The 12,640-nt window shown below is 40.9% G+C and carries 10 protein-coding genes; all 10 read left to right on the top strand.

The features are described 5' to 3' along the window. Nucleotides 1–19: 19 nt before the first annotated feature. The 10 genes from HG263_RS14700 to neuC all read left to right on the top strand — a co-directional run bounded on the left by HG263_RS14700 (nucleotide 20) and on the right by neuC (nucleotide 12,636). The gene (locus HG263_RS14700; protein ID WP_171626844.1) at nucleotides 20–1,456 is read left to right on the top strand and encodes a phosphomannomutase; all 1,437 of its coding nucleotides are present in this window, start codon (nucleotides 20–22) and stop codon (nucleotides 1,454–1,456) included. A 109-nt stretch (nucleotides 1,457–1,565) separates the two neighbouring features. Further along, on the top strand, nucleotides 1,566–2,045 hold the full coding sequence (gene rfaH, locus HG263_RS14695) for a transcription/translation regulatory transformer protein RfaH (RefSeq protein WP_171626843.1): 480 nt from the start codon (nucleotides 1,566–1,568) through the stop codon (nucleotides 2,043–2,045). Between the two features lie 516 nt (nucleotides 2,046–2,561). Beyond that, a complete protein-coding gene (locus HG263_RS14690; RefSeq protein WP_171626842.1) occupies nucleotides 2,562–3,677 on the top strand; it encodes a polysaccharide export protein in 1,116 nt (371 codons plus the stop codon). An 11-nt stretch (nucleotides 3,678–3,688) separates the two neighbouring features. Beyond that, entirely contained in the window at nucleotides 3,689–4,123 is a 435-nt protein-coding gene (locus HG263_RS14685; RefSeq protein ID WP_171626841.1) for a low molecular weight protein-tyrosine-phosphatase, read from the top strand. 14 nt (nucleotides 4,124–4,137) lie between these two features. Further along, complete coding sequence (locus HG263_RS14680; protein ID WP_171626840.1) at nucleotides 4,138–6,372, top strand: polysaccharide biosynthesis tyrosine autokinase; 2,235 nt, start codon at nucleotides 4,138–4,140, stop codon at nucleotides 6,370–6,372. A gap of 335 nt (nucleotides 6,373–6,707) precedes the next feature. After that, a complete protein-coding gene (gene wecB, locus HG263_RS14675) occupies nucleotides 6,708–7,823 on the top strand; it encodes a non-hydrolyzing UDP-N-acetylglucosamine 2-epimerase (RefSeq protein WP_171626839.1) in 1,116 nt (371 codons plus the stop codon). Between the two features lie 44 nt (nucleotides 7,824–7,867). Then, nucleotides 7,868–9,130 carry a UDP-N-acetyl-D-mannosamine dehydrogenase gene (gene wecC, locus HG263_RS14670; protein ID WP_171626838.1) on the top strand — a complete coding sequence of 421 codons (1,263 nt, stop codon included), beginning with the start codon at nucleotides 7,868–7,870 and terminating at the stop codon, nucleotides 9,128–9,130. Next, the gene (locus HG263_RS14665) at nucleotides 9,131–10,321 is read left to right on the top strand and encodes a UDP-N-acetylglucosamine 4,6-dehydratase (RefSeq protein WP_171626837.1); all 1,191 of its coding nucleotides are present in this window, start codon (nucleotides 9,131–9,133) and stop codon (nucleotides 10,319–10,321) included. It begins immediately after the preceding gene. 9 nt (nucleotides 10,322–10,330) lie between these two features. Next, on the top strand, nucleotides 10,331–11,482 hold the full coding sequence (locus HG263_RS14660; RefSeq protein ID WP_171626836.1) for a LegC family aminotransferase: 1,152 nt from the start codon (nucleotides 10,331–10,333) through the stop codon (nucleotides 11,480–11,482). After that, on the top strand, nucleotides 11,479–12,636 hold the full coding sequence (neuC, locus tag HG263_RS14655; RefSeq protein WP_128728734.1) for a UDP-N-acetylglucosamine 2-epimerase: 1,158 nt from the start codon (nucleotides 11,479–11,481) through the stop codon (nucleotides 12,634–12,636). The genes HG263_RS14660 and neuC overlap by 4 nt, the downstream gene beginning before the upstream one ends. Nucleotides 12,637–12,640 lie beyond the last annotated feature (4 nt).

The raw sequence follows: 12,640 nt of genomic DNA, 5'->3' as shown, positions 1-12,640 counted from the left end.
CTATGAAGGAATTAGGTAAATGTTAAACACTCAAGATGTAATTGCTAATAGTGGAGTTTCGTTTGGTACTAGTGGCGTACGGGGTTTAGTTAGTGATCTAAACGCAAATGTTTGTGCAGCATTTACCGTAAACTTTATTAATGTAATGCGCAGTAACTTTAGCTTCCACAGTGTTGCAATAGCTATTGATAACCGCCCTAGTAGTTATGCGATGGCACAAGCATGTGCTGAGGTTTTGCAAGAGCTTAATATCACCGTATTGTATTACGGTGTGATACCTACGCCGGCATTGGCATACAGCGCAATGCAAGACGAAATTCCTGCAATTATGGTTACGGGCAGTCATATCCCCTTTGATAGAAATGGCCTAAAATTCTACCGTCCAGATGGCGAAATATCAAAGGAAGATGAATCACTTATCGTAACTTCATCTTTTAACTTTAACAGGCTCTCCAGCTTATCTGAGCTACCTGTTTTAGCTACTGCAACAGAACGCTACATTACAAGGTATACTTCACTTTTTAACCCTGACACTTTGGCTGGCCTTCGAATTGGCATTTACGAACATTCGAGTGCTGGGCGTGATATTTACAGTGAATTGTTTTCTGCTTTGGGAGCTACAGTAATCCCGCTTGGACGAAGCGATAATTTTGTGCCAATAGACACAGAAGCCGTTTCAGAGGAAGACAAACGCTTAGCAAAAAAATGGACCAAAGAACATCAGCTTGATGCGTTGTTTTCGACTGATGGGGATGGTGACCGCCCATTATTAGCTGATGAGAAAGGTTTATGGCTGCGCGGTGATATTCTAGGTCTACTATGCGCTAGGTTGTTAAGTATCAAAACGTTAGCTGTTCCTGTTAGTTGTAACAGCGCAATTGAGTTATCTGGTTCTTTTGACAAAGTATTGAGAACGAAGATTGGTTCTCCTTATGTTATAGCCGCTTTTGAGCAGTTAAGTACAAAGAGCAACTCATTTGCAGGGTTTGAAGCAAATGGTGGATTCTTGCTTGGCTCAGATATACTCTTAAATGACAAGGTGCTACGTGCACTTCCTACAAGAGATGCTGTTTTACCTGCAATAATATTATTAGCCAAAGCGAAAGTAACCCCTCTTTCTATACAAGTATCTGAGCTTCCCTCACGTTATACGCACAGTGATAGGTTACAAAATATCAGCAAAGAGATAAGTAATAGGCTAATAGAGTTTGGCATAGCAAAACCAGAAGCGTTATTGGTAAAGTTAGGCCTAAACTTTGAAAAAGAAATTATACTCAATACCATTGATGGACTGAGAATCGATCTCGGAAAGTATGGCTGTGTGCATTTTAGACCCTCGGGCAATGCTCCTGAACTAAGGTGTTACGTTGAAGCAGATTCACCTGATAGAGCGTCACAACTCTTGTCTAAAGTGCTGCTTGGAACCAAAATGCTAATTGGCGAGTTCAATAATTAGAACTATTGAGTCTGGATATATGCATTAATAACTCAGTTGTATGGAGAGTCATTATATTATGACTCAATTTATTACTTTCTGAAGCGAAATAAATAATACGGACTAAAGTATGATGAGCTGGTATTTGGTGTACTGTAAACCCAAACAAGAAGCCAGGGCTTGCGAAAACATAATGCAACAAGGGATTGAGGCTTTTTACCCAACTTTTACACGACGTAAAACGTCAGCTGCAAAACAAATCATACAGCCTTTGTTCCCCAGATACCTATTTGTGTATATTGATCCATATTCTGTTCATTTTTCTGCAATAAAATACACGCGTGGGGTCAGTGATTTCGTCCGCTTTGGAGAGCGTCTTCAAATCGTCCCCGAAGAGATCATGTCTCAACTTCGTATAGGACAGCCTGTTGAGGAACAATGCGATTTTAAAAGCGGCGACCAAGTCACACTATCCAGTGGTTGTTACAAGAATATAGATGCGATATATCAGCAGGCCGATGGCGACACTCGAAGTGTTTTGTTAATAAAACTCTTGAATCAATACGTTGAGATTGTTGCGCAAAATGATGACATTCAAAAGCTAAGTTAGTGTTTTTATCTTAGTTGAATGTAATAAAAGTGATATAGCCTATAATTTGGCGGCAGGTTAAATTTAACCTATATAAGGCAAAGAATAGGGCAAAAATAGATAAAAGTATCAGCGTTTAGGGGCTGCAACCTAAGGGCGGAAGCGTGCCAAAATTGGCCTTAAGCTAGAGTGAGGTCCACTATCTAAAAGAGCATGTATCATTTGGTATGTGTTGCCCTAAGCTAAGTAGTAACCCTAAACTAAGCTGTCATCCTGAACTTGTTTCAGGATCTTTGTACCTCTTACAACTGTGGCTGAGTTATATATAAATTTAACATGCAAAACAGTAGTAAAGAGTAACTTTAAAGTAAGCACTCAAAAGGTTTAAGGCTAAGCTAGCTTACCTAAGACCTGCTTTGCACCTAGTGCGCTACTTGCGATCAGTAGGCGTGCATGCTTTAATTGACGCACTAAATTCGGTTGCTATTAAATAAAAAGCAATAAAAAGAAAAGATTATCATTTTTTGGGAAGACACAATGGCGTTAAGCTGTAAAACTATCATTGCTAGTAGCCTTTTGTTGGCAATGAGTGGCTGCACACTCGTACCCGGTGGTCACTTTGAAGGGATTAGCTCAGGTCAACAAACTGCAAATCTTGAGCGCGACTTAGAAAAAGTAAACATTCACATCATTGACTCTCAGCTAGTTCAAGAGCATAAAATCAAAAGCGCCAAAGAGTTAGACCGCTCAGCGCGTGAAGGTGTTGATGTATCTGATTACGAATACCGTTTAGGGGTGGGTGATGTGATCACCATAGGTGTATGGGATCACCCTGAATTAACTATTCCGGCGGCTGTACAAAGAACGGCTGAGTTTGATGGCTTTCGTATACAAGCTGATGGCACGATTACCTACGCATATGCTCCTAAAGTGCCAGCTGCAGGTAAAACCGTCACTGAGCTGCGTGATGAGCTGGCAAAAAGACTAAGCCGTGTTATTGAAGACCCACAAGTTGATGTAAAAGTAGTGGGCTTCAAAAGCCAAAAGGCGTATGTAACTGGTGAAGTAACCAAACCAGGTGTTTATCCAATCACTGAAACGCCAGTAACGCTTATTGATGCAATTAATCACGCGGGCGGCTTGAGTGAAAGCGCTGATTGGGAAACCGTAACATTTACGCGTGGTGATAATACCGAAGTTATTCAGCTAGATGACTTTTATGCTCGCGGCGATATATCGCAAAACCGCTTGCTTCAGCATGGAGATATTATCCATGTAAGCCGTAATGATAAGCGCAACGTGTATGTGCTTGGCGATGTTATCAAAGCGGGTAAAGTGAATGTTAATCGCTATGGGTTAAGTCTTGCTGAGGCATTGACTGATGTGGGTGGTTTTAATGAGCGAACAGCCGATGCGAATGGTGTATTCGTATTGCGTAAACGCGACCTACAAAAAGACGGCGTGCTTGCAGATGTATATCAACTACACGCTAACAATGTTGCATCACTGGTACTTGCTGAACAGTTTGAACTGCAGCCTCAAGATATTGTGTATGTAACCAGTGCGCCATTGGCTCGTTGGAACAAAGTTATCAGCTTGTTATTGCCATCTCTATCTACAGTGGATGCAATTCAAGATATCGAAAACCAATAGTGTGAATGCTCATGTTTGATAGTGTGTTAATGGTTTGTGCTGGTAATATTTGCCGCAGTCCAACCGCAGAATATGTATTAAAAAGCAAATTGGCGGGTAAGAATGTTCAAGTGTCATCAGCGGGTTTAACTGCGTTAGAAGGTAAATCGGCCGACGCAATGGCGCAAGAGCTCGCTACAGCGCAGGGGATTAACATGAGCCCTCACCAAGGGCGCCAGCTCAGTGGTGCGCTTGTTGCGCAAAATAGTCTCATCTTAGTAATGGAACATAGGCACCTTGATGACTTATGTAGCCGTTACCCCCAAGCTCGCGGTAAAACCTTTTTACTTGGTAAGTGGATTGGCGATAAAGAAATCCCCGATCCTTATCGCCAATCTAAAGAAGCGTTTGAACACGTATATGAGCTTATCGATAGCGCCTGTGGCGCTTGGCAACAGTATTTATAAGGAATTGTGAGTATATGAATGCTCAGCCAAATCTAATCACTCCACAAAAGTCCCAAAAAGACGACGCACAAGAAATCGATTTACTGGCGCTATTTGGCGCCTTGCTTGATGCAAAATGGTTTATTGTTGGCGTTACTGCGTTATTTATGCTGTTGGGCGTAGCCTACGCGATATTTAGCACGCCAATCTACCAAGCTACTGCCATGGTACAGGTAGAAGAAAAGGGCGGTTCAGTACCAGGCTTTGATGATATGTCTGGCATGTTTGAAAGCACCTCTGCCGCGGTAACTGAAATAGAACTACTCAAATCAAGAAGTGTGATTGGTGAAGCCGTAGACACACTGAACCTAGATACAGTCGTTGAACCCAAGCTATTTCCATTATTTGGTGGCCGCAGTTTCCGTAAATTTGTAGCACAAAATGAAGGCGAAGTAGCCGAGCCAAGTTTTGGCGCAAGCTCTTATGCATGGGGTGGTGAGCAAATTGAAATACACCGCTTTAGAGTCCCTAAAAGCACAGAGGGAGTAGAGTTCACTCTACAAGCACAAACTGATGATAATTTTGCTTTATTAAATGCAAACGATGAAGTGGTGCTTGCGGGTAAAGTGGGGCAAGAAGTCAAAGCTGGTCAATTTGAATTAACAATCAAAACGCTTATTGCGCGCCCTGGTACTGAATTTTCAATCGTAAAGCGTAATAGATTACAAACTATACTAGACTTGCAAAGTGCTATTTCTGCATCTGAAAAAGGTAAGGATTCAGGCATTATCAACCTTGCATTGCAAGATAAAAGTCCAGCATACGCAGAAAAAGTACTAGACAAAGTGGCTGGTATTTATGTACGCCGTAATGTTGAGCGTAATAGTGCTGAGGCACAACAATCTTTAGAGTTTTTAGAAGTACAGCTGCCAGATGTTAAGCGCAACTTAGAGCGTGCCGAAAAGGCCTTTAATGAATATCAAATCCGACAAGAATCTATCGATATAAGCTTAGAGACGCAAGCAGTACTTGAGCAAATTGTAATACTGGAAACAAAACTGCAAGAGCTAGACTTAAAACGATTAGAGCTCGGTCGTAAATTTAAACGCGAGCACCCTTCGTATCGTGGTGTAGTTGAACAAATAGAAACCGTAAAACGTCAACGCAATGAGTTGGCTGGTGAAGTACAAGGCCTGCCAGAAACCCAGCGTGAACTGTTACGTTTAAAGCGAGATGTAGAAGTAAACAACGAAATCTACACCCTCTTACTTGGGAAAACTCAAGAGTTAGATATTGTGCGCGCCGGTACGGTAGGTAATGTGCGTATAGTCGATTATGCAGAGGTAAATACAACGCAACCAGTCAAACCTAAAAAAGCACTCATTGTTATGATGGCAACCATGCTTGGTGGAATGTTAGCCATTGCAATCGTACTTATTCAAAAAGCACTACATAAAGGCATTGAAGACCCGGCGGAAATTGAAGCGCTAGGCTTGCCTGTATATGCAAGCGTGCCCTTCTCAGATTATCAAGTAAAACTGACTGGTTTTGCCAAAGCACGCAAAGGTAAAACAGCAAAAGCTAAATCAATATTAGCCATTGATAATCCAGCTGACCTCTCAGTTGAAGCGCTACGTAGCCTTCGTACTAGCTTGCATTTTGCTATGCTAGAGGCAAAAAACAATGTTATTGCTATCTCTGGTCCAAGCCCTGGTGTAGGTAAATCATTTATTACGGTAAACCTTGCAACCGTGCTGGCGCAAAGTGGTAAAAAAGTGCTTGTAGTTGATGCCGATATGCGCAAAGGGTATTTGCAGACCCAGTTTGGTATGAAATGGGATAATGGTTTAAGCGATTACTTGTCAGGTCGTCTAAACTTAACTCAAACCGTTAAGCACACGCAAGTAGAAGGGTTAGATGTAATGACCCGTGGTCAAATACCACCTAATCCATCAGAGCTTTTAATGCACCAAAATTTTACCAAGTTAGTTGATGAGGTCAGTAAAATATACGATTTGGTGATTATCGATACACCACCAATCTTAGCAGTAACAGACCCTGCTATTGTAAGTGCGCATGCCGGTACAACATTACTAGTAACCCGTTTTGGTCAAAACCATGCAAAAGAGCTAGAAATTACACGAAATCGTTTTGAGCAAAATGGTATTGATGTAAAAGGGGTGGTATTCAACGGTGTTGTTCGTAAATCAACCAATGCCTATGGTTACTACGGCTACTACAACTACGAGTACAAATCAGATAAAGCATAGCGGGTTATGTCGCTGTAACCGGTAGCAGCGACTTTATGTCGCGACCCGTAGCAACGACTTTACGTTACGACCTATGAGATGAGTCGTTATTGTGAGACGCAGGGCAAGCTGGAGTTGATGCAACATAACAAATCAATGTTTATAAAGTGGCATTATGTTGAGATTGAAAGATAACCAATCAAGGTTACTCAATTGCGATTTTAATTCGTTGAGTAATAGCTCTGCATGAAGATATAGGGCGTTATGAATAGGGAGACTGAATAAGACAAGTCAAACTTCCTAAAATCCAATCGGCATTTCTAAATAAACCAGTAGAAAAAATAAAGGGACACTCTGTGAAAGTACTTACCGTATTCGGAACAAGACCTGAAGCAATTAAAATGGCGCCTTTAGTACACGCTCTAAAGCAAGATGTACGCTTCGATGCCAAAGTATGTGTTACAGCACAGCACAGAGAGATGTTAGATCAGGTATTAGAGTTATTCAAAATTACACCTGACTATGATTTAAACCTAATGAAAGCCGGGCAGACGCTACCAGAAGTGACAAGCCGAATTTTATTAGAGCTTACACCAGTACTTAAAGAGTTTAAGCCTGATGTGGTCTTAGTACATGGCGATACTGCAACCACATTTGCAGCAAGCTTAGCAGCTTATTATGAGCAAATTTCAGTTGGTCATGTCGAAGCAGGGTTGCGTACAGGCAATATATACTCTCCATGGCCAGAAGAAGCAAATCGCAAGCTTACAGGGGCGCTTACCAGATACCACTTTGCTCCCACTGAGACCTCTAAACAAAACTTGCTAGTTGAAAGTTACCATGATGAAAATATATTTGTTACGGGTAACACAGTGATCGATGCTTTGTTAATGGTTAAGGATCAAATAGAAACAGACTCGGATCTAAGCAATACTCTAGCTGCACAATTCCCCATGTTGGATGAGAGCAAAAAGCTTATCTTAGTTACAGGTCACCGAAGAGAAAGCTTTGGTGGTGGATTTGAGCGTATTTGTGAGGCTCTGGCTAAGACTGCAAAAGCGCACCCAAGCTGTCAAATCCTGTATCCTGTGCATTTAAATCCAAATGTGCAAGAGCCAGTTAATCGTATTTTAAGCGGTATAGACAATGTTCACTTAATAGAACCTCAGCAATATTTGCCTTTTGTTTATTTAATGAATAGAGCACATGTTATTTTAACAGATTCTGGCGGTATTCAAGAAGAGGCACCCAGCCTAGGCAAGCCAGTTCTAGTTATGCGCGATACCACTGAGCGTCCTGAAGCAATAGAAGCTGGGACAGTAAAGTTAGTCGGGACTGATGTAGCAGCAATCACCACTTCTTTAGAACAACTGCTAATTAATGAGAAAAGCTACGAGCAAATGAGCAGAGCCCATAACCCTTATGGTGATGGAAACGCATGCAAAAGAATCTGCGATGTTTTAGCTAAATAAACAAAAGTAAGCAGTTTTAAACTTCAAGATTTCAAAGGGAAAGTATGTCATTTAATACAATTTCGGTCGTTGGCTTGGGTTACATTGGATTGCCAACAGCAGCGATGTTTGCCTCTCGCAAAAAGAAAGTAATTGGTGTGGATGTTAATCAGCATGCCGTAGACACAATCAATCGAGGTGAAATCTATATCGTTGAACCTGAGCTAGATATGATTGTTCATGCAGCCGTAAAAGAAGGTTATCTCAAAGCAACGCTTTCACCAGAGCAAGCTGATGCCTTTTTAATTGCCGTACCAACACCATTTAAAAATAACGACTCACAAATTCCAGAACCCGATTTAACATATATTCATAAAGCCAGTGAAGCAATTGCACCAGTACTAAAGAAAGGAGATTTAGTTATTCTTGAATCTACCTCGCCAGTTGGTGCTACTGAGCAAATGGCAGGTTGGCTAGCCGCGGCCCGCCCTGATTTAAGTTTCCCGCAGCAAGCGGGAGAAAATGCTGACGTAAATATTGCTCACTGCCCAGAGCGTGTATTGCCTGGACATGTAGTTCGTGAGTTGGTAGAAAATGACCGCGTAATTGGAGGTATGACAACTCATTGTTCTGCTCGAGCTGTAGAGTTGTATAAAACCTTTGTACAAGGTGAATGTGTAATAACTAATGCTCGTACTGCTGAAATGGCAAAACTAACAGAAAACTCGTGTCGAGATGTACAAATCGCTTTTGCCAATGAGTTGTCGCTCATTTGTGACAAGCTAGAAATTGATGTTTGGGAGCTTATCTCTTTGGCTAACCGTCACCCTCGCATTAATATTTTACAACCAGGCCCTGGAGTTGGTGGACACTGTATTGCAGTAGATCCGTGGTTTATAGTCAGTAAAACACCAGAATTAGCTAAGATCATACATACCGCGAGAAGCGTAAATAATGCAAAGCCAGAATGGGTTATTAATAAGGTAAAAATAGCAATTGCAGAGTTTCTTCAAGCAAACCCTGATAAGACAGTGCAAGAAATTACAATTGCGTGTTATGGGTTAGCATTCAAACCCGATATTGATGATTTACGCGAAAGTCCAGCGCTAAATATTGCCAAAAATTTAGCTGAGTTTCATGCTGGTGCTGTTCTTGCCGTGGAGCCAAATATCAGTAGCCTTAACGGGATTTCTTCCTCTATTGAGTTAACGTCGTTGAATGCCGCTCAATCGCGCGCTGATATTCATCTTGTTTTAGTAGATCACAGTGACTTTAAAGCAACTAAGTTCAGTGCTAAATATATAATCGATACTAAAGGGATTTGGTAAATGAGCAACATACTCCCTCTTATTGGGCGCACACAAGCGCTTTTTACACATGACATTACAATACATAATGAAGAGCTCAAACGTATAGTTTCAGAGTCTAGGTTTATTGTTCTAGGTGGAGCCGGCTCTATTGGTCAGGCAGTGACTAAAGAAATCTTTAAACGCAATCCTAAAAAGTTGCACGTAGTCGATATCAGCGAAAATAATATGGTCGAATTGGTTCGTGATATTCGTAGCTCCTTTGGATATATTGAAGGTGATTTTCAGACCTTTGCGTTAGATATTGGCTCAATTGAATATGATGCCTTTATCGACGCCGATGGTGAATATGATTATGTGCTTAACCTGTCGGCTTTAAAACATGTGCGCAGTGAGAAAGACCCATATACACTCATGCGAATGATTGATGTTAATATTTTTAACACTGACAAAACTATTCAACAATCAATCAAGAAAGGAGTAAAGAAGTACTTTTGCGTATCTACTGATAAAGCGGCAAATCCGGTAAACATGATGGGAGCTTCAAAGCGTATTATGGAAATGTTTTTAATGCGCCGCAGTAAGCAAATTGATATTTCGACTGCGCGCTTCGCAAATGTTGCATTTTCAGACGGCTCTTTGCTGCATGGATTTAATCAGCGAATTGAGAAAAAGCAGCCCATAGTCGCACCTAGAGATATTAAAAGGTATTTTGTAATTCCACAAGAATCAGGTGAACTTTGTTTAATGTCATGTATTTTCGGTGAAAACAGAGATATTTTCTTTCCTAAATTGAGTGAATCTCTACATTTGATCACATTTGCCGAAATCGCAATTGAGTACCTCAAAACGAAAGGGTTTGTACCTTATATTTGTGACAGTGAAGATGAAGCACGTACCTTAGCAAAAACATTACCAGAAGAAGGCAAGTGGCCATGTTTATTCACCGAGAGTGATACCACTGGCGAAAAAGACTTTGAAGAATTCTTCACTGACAAAGAAGTGTTGGACATGGCACGTTTTGAGAATTTAGGAATAATCAAAAATGAGCCACTCTACCAAAAAGAGCTGTTGACTTTATTTGAAGAGCAAATTGCACAAATGAAGGCCGCTCGCGTCTGGAATAAAGAGCAAATTGTTGAACTTTTCTTCAAGATGATTCCTGACTTTGGTCACAAAGAAACTGGTAAATACCTAGACGGTAAAATGTAGGTGAAATATATGGATTGTAACAGCTTTGTTGACTTTGTGCGGGATACATACTCAACCAACGAATTTATTCCACTTCATGCACCTACTTTTAGCGGTAATGAAAATAAGTACGTAAAGGAAACAATTGATAGCACTTTTGTTTCTAGTGTTGGCAAGTTTGTTGATGACTTTGAGCGTAAAATAGAAGCTTTTACTGGTGCGGTGAAAGCTGTTGCTACTGTAAATGGTACTGCCGCATTACACACTGCGTTATATATGGCAGGGGTAGAACGAGGTGACTTGGTTATTACGCAAGCACTAACGTTTGTTGCAACTTGTAATGCTCTTTACCATATGGGCGCAGAACCAATATTTGTTGATGTGTCTCATGTAAGTTTGAGCCTGTGCCCTATTGCTGTTGAGAACTATTTAGCTGAAAATGCAGAAGTAACAGAAAATGGTTGTCATCATAAGTTAACGGGCCAGCGCATTAAGGCTATTGTTCCAATGCATACTTTTGGGCACCCTACTGAATTAGATGAGCTTATATTTGTATGCAGAAAATGGGGGATTACGTTAGTCGAAGATGCTGCAGAGAGTTTAGGCTCTTACTACAAAGGCAGGCATACAGGCACTTTTGGTGATTATAGCGCAGTAAGCTTCAATGGAAACAAAATTATCACAACAGGTGGTGGTGGAATGGTGCTGTGTGCAAACGAGGAAGGTGGGCAGCGAACTAAGTACATAACGACTACCGCAAAGGTTCCTCACTCTTACGAATTTTTCCATGATGAGCCGGGATTTAATTATCGCATGCCAAATATCAACGCGGCCTTGGGGTGTGCGCAAATGGAAGTGATTGATACGTTTTTGGAGCAAAAACGCAAGCTTGCTTGTCACTATAAGGAATTTTTTGCAGGTAGCGATGTAAAGTTTGTTACTGAGCCTGAGTACGCTAAGTCGAACTACTGGTTAAATGCAATTGTTTGCCCTGATGTAGAGAAGCGCAATGAGATACTCAAGTATGCAAACAAGGCTGGTGTGATGACTAGGCCTGTTTGGCAATTGATGCATCGTTTACCTATGTTTGAGAATGCTCTAAGAGGCGATTTGACGAATTCAGAGTATTTAGAGGCGCACCTTATTAATATTCCAAGTACACCTGTAGTGAGAAGTATATGAGAAAAATAGCTGTATTTACCGGCACTCGAGCTGAATATGGGCTTCTATATTGGATTATTAAAGGGCTTCATGAGTCTGAACGGGCAGAGCTTCAGCTAATTGTTGGAGGGATGCACTTATCTCCAGAGTTTGGCAAGACAATAAATCAAATAGAAAATGATGGTTTTGACGTATCAGAAAGACTTGAGTTTTTATTATCTTCTGACAGCCCTGTGGGCATTTCTAAATCAATGGGGCTTGCACTTATAAGTGCTTCAGAAGCATTTGAAAGAAATCAGCCAGATTTGTTAGTAGTGCTTGGTGACCGGTTCGAGTCAATGGCTATTACTCAGGCTGCCATGGTCGCACAGATCCCGGTCGCACATATACATGGTGGTGAAACTACCGAGGGGCTAATTGATGAAGCCGTTAGGCACTCACTTACCAAAATGTCGCATCTTCATTTTACAGCCACAGAAACATATAGAAAGCGGGTCATCCAACTAGGAGAGGATCCAAACAAGGTATTTAACTATGGTGCTCCTGGAATCGATAGCATCAAGTCGCTTGAGTTGTTGGATAGAGAAGCTTTATCGCGGGCAATTGATTTTGATGTCTCCTCTAGTTCTTATATTGTTGTCACATATCACCCCGTAACTCTTGATAAAAGTGGGGCTTCACAAGGCTTGGAAAACTTGCTTAGTGCGCTTGAAGAATACAACGATTATAAGTTAATTATTTCATACCCCAACGCAGATACACATGGCCGAGCTCTGATCTCTTTATTGAATGAGTTCAAAGAAAAGCATTCTACAAGAGTATTGTTGGTTCAATCTTTAGGACAGCTGCGTTATTTAAGCTTGTTGAAACATTGTGATTTAGTTATAGGCAATTCTTCAAGTGGTTTAATTGAGGCTCCTACGTTCAATGTTCCGACAATAAATATTGGCGACAGACAAAAAGGGCGTATATCGGGAGATACAGTTTTGCATTGTACTGATGATAAGAATGCAATTCTCCACAGTTTGGAAGTGGCAACTTCTAAGAAGTTTAAAAAGCAATGTGCAACAGCTATTAACCCATATGGTGATGGTGACAGCTCAAACAAAATACTTTCGCAACTACTTAGTTTTCCTATAGAAAATTTAGTTTACAAAACATTCTACGATTTATAATTAG

Origin of the sequence: Pseudoalteromonas caenipelagi, from assembly GCF_013140855.1 — a bacterium.
GTDB classification, from domain to species: Bacteria; Pseudomonadota; Gammaproteobacteria; order Enterobacterales; family Alteromonadaceae; genus Pseudoalteromonas; species Pseudoalteromonas caenipelagi.
This window is presented reverse-complemented; position numbering and strand designations above follow the sequence as displayed.